The sequence below is a fragment of the Okeania sp. SIO2F4 genome (assembly GCF_010672385.1).
Classification (GTDB): domain Bacteria; phylum Cyanobacteriota; class Cyanobacteriia; order Cyanobacteriales; family Microcoleaceae; genus Trichodesmium.
In genome coordinates, this window is record NZ_JAAHGT010000485.1 from 1 (window position 1) to 7,186 (window position 7,186).

7 protein-coding genes are annotated in these 7,186 nt (G+C 37.8%); 3 read left to right on the forward strand and 4 right to left on the reverse strand.

Annotated elements, in window-relative coordinates; translation table 11 throughout:
• The 3 genes from dctP to F6K22_RS25430 form a co-directional block, all read left to right on the forward strand.
• Nucleotides 1-605 (forward strand): TRAP transporter substrate-binding protein DctP (dctP, locus tag F6K22_RS25420; RefSeq protein ID WP_293104409.1); only part of this gene is annotated, 605 nt, incomplete at its 5' end.
• Between the two features lie 215 nt (nucleotides 606-820).
• Nucleotides 821-991, forward strand: coding sequence for a hypothetical protein (locus F6K22_RS25425; protein WP_293104411.1), 171 nt, complete (start codon nucleotides 821-823; stop codon nucleotides 989-991).
• Nucleotides 992-1,438: 447 nt separating this feature from the next.
• Nucleotides 1,439-2,917: an alpha-amylase gene (locus F6K22_RS25430; RefSeq protein ID WP_293104414.1), complete on the forward strand. Its 1,479-nt coding sequence runs from the start codon at nucleotides 1,439-1,441 to the stop codon at nucleotides 2,915-2,917.
• A gap of 698 nt (nucleotides 2,918-3,615) precedes the next feature.
• On the opposite strand, the gene F6K22_RS25435 is transcribed toward F6K22_RS25430, so the two are convergent.
• The 4 genes from F6K22_RS25435 to F6K22_RS25450 all read right to left on the reverse strand — a co-directional run bounded on the left by F6K22_RS25435 (nucleotide 3,616) and on the right by F6K22_RS25450 (nucleotide 6,519).
• Entirely contained in the window at nucleotides 3,616-4,140 is a 525-nt protein-coding gene (locus tag F6K22_RS25435) for a class I SAM-dependent DNA methyltransferase (protein ID WP_293104416.1), read from the reverse strand.
• A gap of 313 nt (nucleotides 4,141-4,453) precedes the next feature.
• Nucleotides 4,454-5,245 carry a 3-methyl-2-oxobutanoate hydroxymethyltransferase gene (panB, locus tag F6K22_RS25440; RefSeq protein ID WP_293104418.1) on the reverse strand — a complete coding sequence of 264 codons (792 nt, stop codon included), beginning with the start codon at nucleotides 5,243-5,245 and terminating at the stop codon, nucleotides 4,454-4,456.
• A gap of 278 nt (nucleotides 5,246-5,523) precedes the next feature.
• Complete coding sequence (locus tag F6K22_RS25445; protein WP_293104421.1) at nucleotides 5,524-6,279, reverse strand: DUF4336 domain-containing protein; 756 nt, start codon at nucleotides 6,277-6,279, stop codon at nucleotides 5,524-5,526.
• 33 nt (nucleotides 6,280-6,312) lie between these two features.
• On the reverse strand, nucleotides 6,313-6,519 hold the full coding sequence (locus tag F6K22_RS25450; protein ID WP_293104424.1) for a glycogen debranching protein: 207 nt from the start codon (nucleotides 6,517-6,519) through the stop codon (nucleotides 6,313-6,315).
• Between the last annotated feature and the right edge of the window lie 667 nt (nucleotides 6,520-7,186).

Below are 7,186 nucleotides of genomic sequence, written 5' to 3' on the forward strand. Positions count from 1 at the left end.
GTGGTTGGTTTAGGCAAGAAATTAATACTTTGGCTGACCTCAATGGTTTAAAAATGCGTATTCCTGGTTTGGGAGGGGATGTGATGAGTAAGTTGGGAGTAAATGTTCAAGTGTTACCTGGTGGGGAAGTTTATTTGGCTTTAGAAAGAGGTGCTATTGATGCTGCTGAATTTACTGGACCTTATGATGATGAGAAATTGGGTTTATATAAGGCTGCAAAATATTATTATTATCCTGGTTGGTGGGAACCAGGTCTGACTTTAGATGTATTAGTTAATTTGGATGCTTGGAATAAGTTACCAACAGAATATCAGGAAATTTTTCGGACTGCTGCTTATGAAACTAATTTGAATATGTTGGCTCAATATGATTTTTTGAATGGTGAAGCGTTGCCAAGATTGATTAAAAAAGGTGTTCAGCTAAGAGCTTTTAGCCCAGAAATTATGGAAGCTGCCCAGAAATCTGCTTTTGAGATTTATGAGGAAAATGCTAGTAAAAATGGGAGTTTTCAGGAAGTTTATCAACAGTGGAAAAAATTTCGAGAGCAAGTTTTTAATTGGAATAAAATTAATGAGTTAAGTTTTTCTCAGTTTTCTTTTATTTAGGGAACAGGGAACAGAGTAATGTCCGCGCCCTATTTGCATAACGCTATAACTATGCTTCCACAATATCGCTACTAGATTAGGGAATGTAGGGGTTTAGTCTCTAAACTCCTAGTTAGTATTACAACTTTAATGTTAAACCTTTTTGATATTTCCGGTTTAGTAGGATAAAAACATGAATTATAAATTTATAGAGTTAAATTCTGAAATTATCAAACATGGAAACATACGCATATAGTCAAATTGCTATAACTTGGGAAACATCTCACAACATTGAACAACCAGACTGTTCCCCATGCGATCGCATTATGGAACTTTTACGTTTAGGATGGAAAATAATGTTTACGCCAGAATTATTAGAAATTGCTAATACTATTCAAACAGGTTAATCTTCACCTAAGATAAATTGGCAAACTGCTCCTTCACCAATGGATAATGGATAATTGATAATTGATAATTAATCAATTCCGGTTTAAAGCCTTTCCTTTTAAGGAGAAAAAAGAACAGATGATTTCCTGATATCCAATCCTCTCGGTTTTAACCAGAGGTAATTATCCATTATCAATTAATGAATATCTTACAGCGCTTTTCAGATTGATAAACCACATCGTCATAATCAAAACCCTGTAGGGGCGATTCGCGAATCGCCCCTACTTGCTGGCCAGCAAGCCCCTACTGTGGTCTACTGAAATGAAAACCGCTCTATCTTAAATTTTTGGGATGTCCCAGTCCCTGAAAAAAATCATCCTTTTGGTTGTTTATATCCTCATAATTTATGATAAAATATTAAGTCGTTAAAAGTAAAAAATAATTACACACTTAACCAAAATAAATAGATGTCTGCAACAAACGGCGTGATGATGCAGTATTTCCATTGGTACATTCCTCCCGACGGAAACTTATGGAATGAGCTAAAAGATAGAGTAAAAGAGCTGGCTGATGTAGGTGTTACCTCAGTTTGGCTCCCACCAGCTTACAAGGGAACTGGTGGTGGCTATGATGTTGGCTACGGAGTCTATGATATGTTCGACCTTGGGGAATTTGACCAAAAAGGTACCGTTCGGACAAAGTATGGGACAAAAGATGAATATATAGCTGCAGTCAAGGCAGCCCAAGAGGTTGGTATTCGGGTTTACGCAGATGTTGTCCTCAACCACAAACTAAGCGCAGACGAATCAGAAGAAGTGGAAGCAACGCCCTACAATATGGACGATCGCAATCACCCTATCGGCGATATGCAGACCATTAAAGTTTGGACTCATTTTACTTTTCCAGGTCGCAAAGGTAAATACTCTGAACTAGAATGGCACTGGTGGCATTTCACTGCGGTCGATTACAACGCATACAACGAGGACGAGAATGCGGTTTACTTGTTTAAAGATAAATCGTTTGATGACGAAGTTGACATGGAAAAGGGTAGTTTTGACTATCTGATGGGGTGCGATCTGGATATGAAAAACCCAGAAGTGCGCGATGAGTTAAAGTATTGGGGTGAATGGTTTATAGATACTACTGGAGTAGACGGCTTCCGGTTTGATGCGGTCAAGCATGTTAAAGCTAGCTTCTTTCCAGAATGGCTACAACACTGTCGTCACCATGCTGGACGCAATCTTTTTGCCGTTGGTGAATACTGGTCTTATGAAGTTGAAGCTCTTCACCATTTTATTGAAGTGACCGGAGGCGATGTTTTACTCTTCGATGCGCCCTTGCACTATAACTTCAGCGCAGCTAGTAAACAGGGTAATGATTATGATATGCGACAGATATTTGACAATACTTTGGTCCAAGACCAGCCAGCTTTAGCAGTCACTTTAGTTGATAATCATGATTCTCAACCATTGCAATCTTTGGAGTCTGTTGTAGAGGCTTGGTTTAAGCCATTAGCTTATGCATTGATTCTACTACGAGATGAAGGCTATCCCTGCATTTTCTATGCAGATTACTATGGCGCTCATTACAAAGATAATGGTCCTGATGGGAATGAGTACGAAATCTGGCTTGAGAGTCATAAATGGCTCATTGACAAATTTTTGTATGCTCGTGAAACCTATGCTTATGGCGACCAATATGATTACTTCGATCATGCTAATACCCTTGGTTGGACACGCTTGGGGGATGAAGCTCATCCTGGCGGAATGGCAGTGGTTTTGAGTAATGGCGATGAGGGAACGAAGTGGATGGAAGTGGGGCAAGCGAACCAAGCTTACATTGACATTACTGAACATATCAGCGAACCTATTACTACAAATGATGAAGGTTGGGCTGATTTTAAGTGTAATGCAGGTTCGGTTTCAGTGTGGGTTCCACAGTCGTAGTCTTGTTCGTTTAATATCTCTGGAGGGAATTAGATCGCTCCGATTTTTTCCGTTTGTCATGCTACGCAAACGAGAAAAGTAGTCAGCGGATTTAACATTAAGTAGGGGTTTGGTTACCAAACCCCTACAAATATTGTTTTTTTGAACCGTAACCTCACGTTCAACAATTAATAATTAGGGTTTGCGTATGGAAAGTCTTTTTGATAGGGTAGGGAGTAGGGGCATCTATGCGAATCGCCCGTACAGGAGTAGTTAAGAGTTAGGATTTACGGTAGTTGTAGAAGAGGTGGTCATTCATAATTGCTCCTTAGTTTTTCTGTCATAATTACCCCGTTTAGGCTCACTTTTTCCGCTCCATCAACCGAAAATCTGGTACTTTTTCAGTACCTAAAATTCTTCAAACCTTTATTGAATAGTGCTTTGATATTTAATCAGCCAGCCCTAAGTAAAATATGATTTTTATCCAAAGCTAACGAATTTACCCTCCCTCCTCAATTTATTGTCTTTTGCAGGACAATATTAAACATTTTAGGAATAGCATCGTGATATTGTTGATCCAGCTTTTGAATCAGATTTACTAGTAGCTGAGAAATAACTCTTTCATAATCAGGACTTACGCACGAGGCACGAAAAAGTAGGGTTTGAGATTGCTTAAGAGTCGGTCGCAATGACGGAAATACGTTGCAGGTGCGTAAGTCCTAATAATCTCTACTATCACTTTCCCATACACGAGCACTTACAGAAAATACACAATAACCAGAAGGCTTCAAAACTCTGATAACACCGGGTAAAGCTTGAGAATTTGCAAAGCCTGATTTTTGATTATCTTCATTACTAGCAAACACACCTGCTGAAATCACAATATCATAGCTAGAATTTGCATAAGGTATTTCAAAAACATCACAGCAAGTGAGCGATCTATAAATACCTTTTTGCTCTGCAACTTTCAACATTTCTTCAGATATATCGCAACCATCAATATATAAGTTTTCTTTCTGAGGGCGGATAATAGCTTCGCCTACTAGACCTGTACCGCATCCAACATCAAGATACTTACCAGAAGCTTTAAGCTTTAAAGCTCTTTGTGTCAATAGCTCTGGTGCTTGATAGTTAACTGCTGCTACTTCTTCCTCATAAGTTAGTGCCCACGAATTATGAGAATCTTTTTCAGACAATGCTTTTTCTAGATTTTTGATGAATTTCTGGTGTTTTTCCTGTTCCATGACACTTGTATATATATCTAATCTAACTAGGAAATTTTTAACTTCCCTGGCGGGAAGTCCCGCGCTCTCCGGTGGGGGAGCGACGCAATTGGAAAGCCTGGGCAAAGATTCGGATACCTTCATAAGCGGTTCATATGCCCTTGACAAGCTAGGTACATTTTGTTATTATCAATGTCAACACAGAGGTCCGACATCACCTCTGTCATGCGCAGCGGTCAGGGTTTCCCAGACTGAAGAATCCCGCTTTTTCCCGTAAGGGAAACGTCGGGAGTATGTCAAACTAATGCAGTCTTACTATATCAGAAGTATTGACTTATAACGATGGTGGTTGAGGAAATTTTCTCTCTTTAACTTCCAAACTATATTCCTTAACTGCTTGAGTAATATTCTCTCGTAAATTAGCATAAGATTTCGCAAAGGGTGGCTGCCGATCGGAAATTCCTAAAACATCATTAATCACTAATACCTGACCATCACAATAGACACCTGCACCAATACCAATAGTAGGAATAGAAACTTTTTCCGTAATCTCTTTGGCTAAATCTACTCCAATATGTTCTAGGATAATGGCAAAAGCACCAGCTTGTTCCAAAGCTACAGCTTCTGCTAAAATACGCGCACTAGCATCAGGAGTTTTGCCTTGTCGGCGATAACCTCCAAATTGATGTACAGACTGGGGAGTTAGACCAATATGACCCATAACAGGAATACCCACTGATGTTAATTTATCTACAGTTTTAGCGATCGCCTCATTTCCACCCTCTAACTTTACAGCTTGAGCGCCTGTTTCTTTAAGTATTCTCCCTGCGGAATGTATGGCTTGTTGGGGACTTTCCTGATAAGTTAAAAATGGTAAATCTACCACTATCAAAGCTTGCTTCACACCTCGTCGCACTGCTTTAGCATGATGAATCATTTCTTCAAGAGTGACTGGTAAAGTTGTTTCATAACCTAAAGTTACCATTCCCAGAGAATCTCCTACTAGGATTAAATCTACTCCAGCATTATCTACAATTTGAGCGATCGTATAATCATAAGCTGTCAGAGCTACTATCGGGCGACCTTTTTGTTTCCATTGAATTAATTGTCTAGTTGTAATTGCCATTTTCAGTTAAGTCAGCACATGAAAGTTTATACCAAATACTAAAAGTTAATTAATCAAAAATTTTATATAGCAGTTCTTTAAGTCGTTAGACATCAATAAACAGGTATGTTTTAATAAATATAATAAAGATGAGTAATTATTATTCTACAAGCATTTTGGTAATATTTACAAAACTTTTTAAAGCCTCTCCTAATAGGATAAAAAAAGAACAGTTGATTTCCTGATAATTCAATCCTCGAGGGTAAAACCAGAGGTAATTATCCATTATTCATTATCAATTAATGAACTAGCCAAGCAAAAGCTCTAATTAATTCAGCATTACCATTTTCTTCATAGCATTTTCCGTGGGATAAAATAATTTTTTTAGCTTCCCATTTTAACATTTTTTCTAAACAGGTACGAGCTTGATTTTTTCTCCCCCAAAATGTTGTGCGTAAATCTAGTGGTGCTTTACCATTTGGAGCAGCACAACCAGCTAACTTCATCAATAAATGAAATTTTTGACTAACTTTATTAAGCTCAAAATTTTCAATTAAATCTGCCAGAATAACTGTATAACTTTTGCGGTGAAAAAAAACAACTTCATCCATAAACCTACTACCTCGAAAAACTAATTGAGCAATATCCTCCGACCAGTCAATTGGTGCTTCATCATCAAGAAAAGCATGAAAACTCACTTCTATTTTTTGTTGTGCTGCACGTTCTACAACTCCTGGAGATCCCCATGTAATAGCTTCTGGATAAGCTTTTGCCCAACTGCCAATATGAGCATAATGGATTTTGTTTGGTGAAATTAAGTGACGAACTAAACCCAAGGCATCAATTTTTGCTTTTAATTCTGGGACTAACTCTATGGGAGAATGACACCATAACTCATTATTTTTCAATCGGATAATAGTCATCCGTGTGGGAAATGGAATATGTATTCCATACATTGCCATTCTCACAATAGGGCCATCAACAATCCAAATATCTTCATCAATAGCTTTAGGAATATTAAGTGGTTCGTATAGCTCAATCATGTTTTGGCTCATTATGAAAGAAAGTACCGATCGAGATTTGAACTTTTAATTCAATTTTAAAGCACTAACAGGCACTTCATCCCAAGACTCAACAATTCGCAGTGTAGCTTTCCATCCTTGTTCCTTTTGAGTATCAGTTAAATTATTTTGAAAAGATTCATGGCATTCTTGAGCTTGTTGTTTGTCGCAACAGGCAATACAAGAGTAGACAATACCAGATGGATCTATCTGTTCATTTACCCAAATAGTCATAGTTAATAACCTCACGATATATATTTAGGACTTACGCAAAGAAACCCGGTTGGTAGGATAAATCCTTAGTTTGAATGATCGACATCTATAAAAAACTGGGTTTATGGGTTCCCGTTTGGGCAGTGGTGCTTTGTAATTATTTTGGTTATGGTATGGCAGTAGGAGCATCTTAACTCCTGTGCTAGGAGTTGTAGTCCCAATATACCATTAGGATGCAGGATTACCGATCCGTGTCAGTGCTGTATTTAAAATCTGTTTCTACATATTCACCTATTTTGTTAACAATAGTCAAGTTGAATAGATTTAGCGAGAGCTACGCCCTGTACTCAGGTCAGCGTCGGGATGATAGTCGGTTCAAGTGAGGGGTTCGATGCCCCGAAAGTTGACAAACTATTTTTTATTTGCTATTATGGGAAATTAAATTCACTCTAAAATGTTCGGGTCATCAAAGCCAGATTATATCCAAATACAGAACAAAAATAGTTGCTAGAGCAAAGCTTTGGTAATTGTCGTTGACTATGGAATTACTGTCTAAACTTGATGAACGAAACATACAAAGACACTGTTCAATAATTAATAATTAATAATTAATAATTAATAATTACCTCTTCTTAAAAACGGATAGGATTGGTTAAAAAGGAAATTTTTTTTCTTTTCTTGGTTGATT

Coding starts and splice junctions, on each gene's coding strand:
- F6K22_RS25445 (WP_293104421.1), bottom strand. CDS start 6,279: ATGAGCCAAAACATGATTGAGCTATACGAACCACTTAATATTCCTAAA.
- F6K22_RS25450 (WP_293104424.1), bottom strand. CDS start 6,519: ATGACTATTTGGGTAAATGAACAGATAGATCCATCTGGTATTGTCTAC.
- F6K22_RS25435 (WP_293104416.1), bottom strand. CDS start 4,140: ATGGAACAGGAAAAACACCAGAAATTCATCAAAAATCTAGAAAAAGCA.
- F6K22_RS25430 (WP_293104414.1), top strand. CDS start 1,439: ATGTCTGCAACAAACGGCGTGATGATGCAGTATTTCCATTGGTACATT.
- panB (WP_293104418.1), bottom strand. CDS start 5,245: ATGGCAATTACAACTAGACAATTAATTCAATGGAAACAAAAAGGTCGC.
- F6K22_RS25425 (WP_293104411.1), top strand. CDS start 821: ATGGAAACATACGCATATAGTCAAATTGCTATAACTTGGGAAACATCT.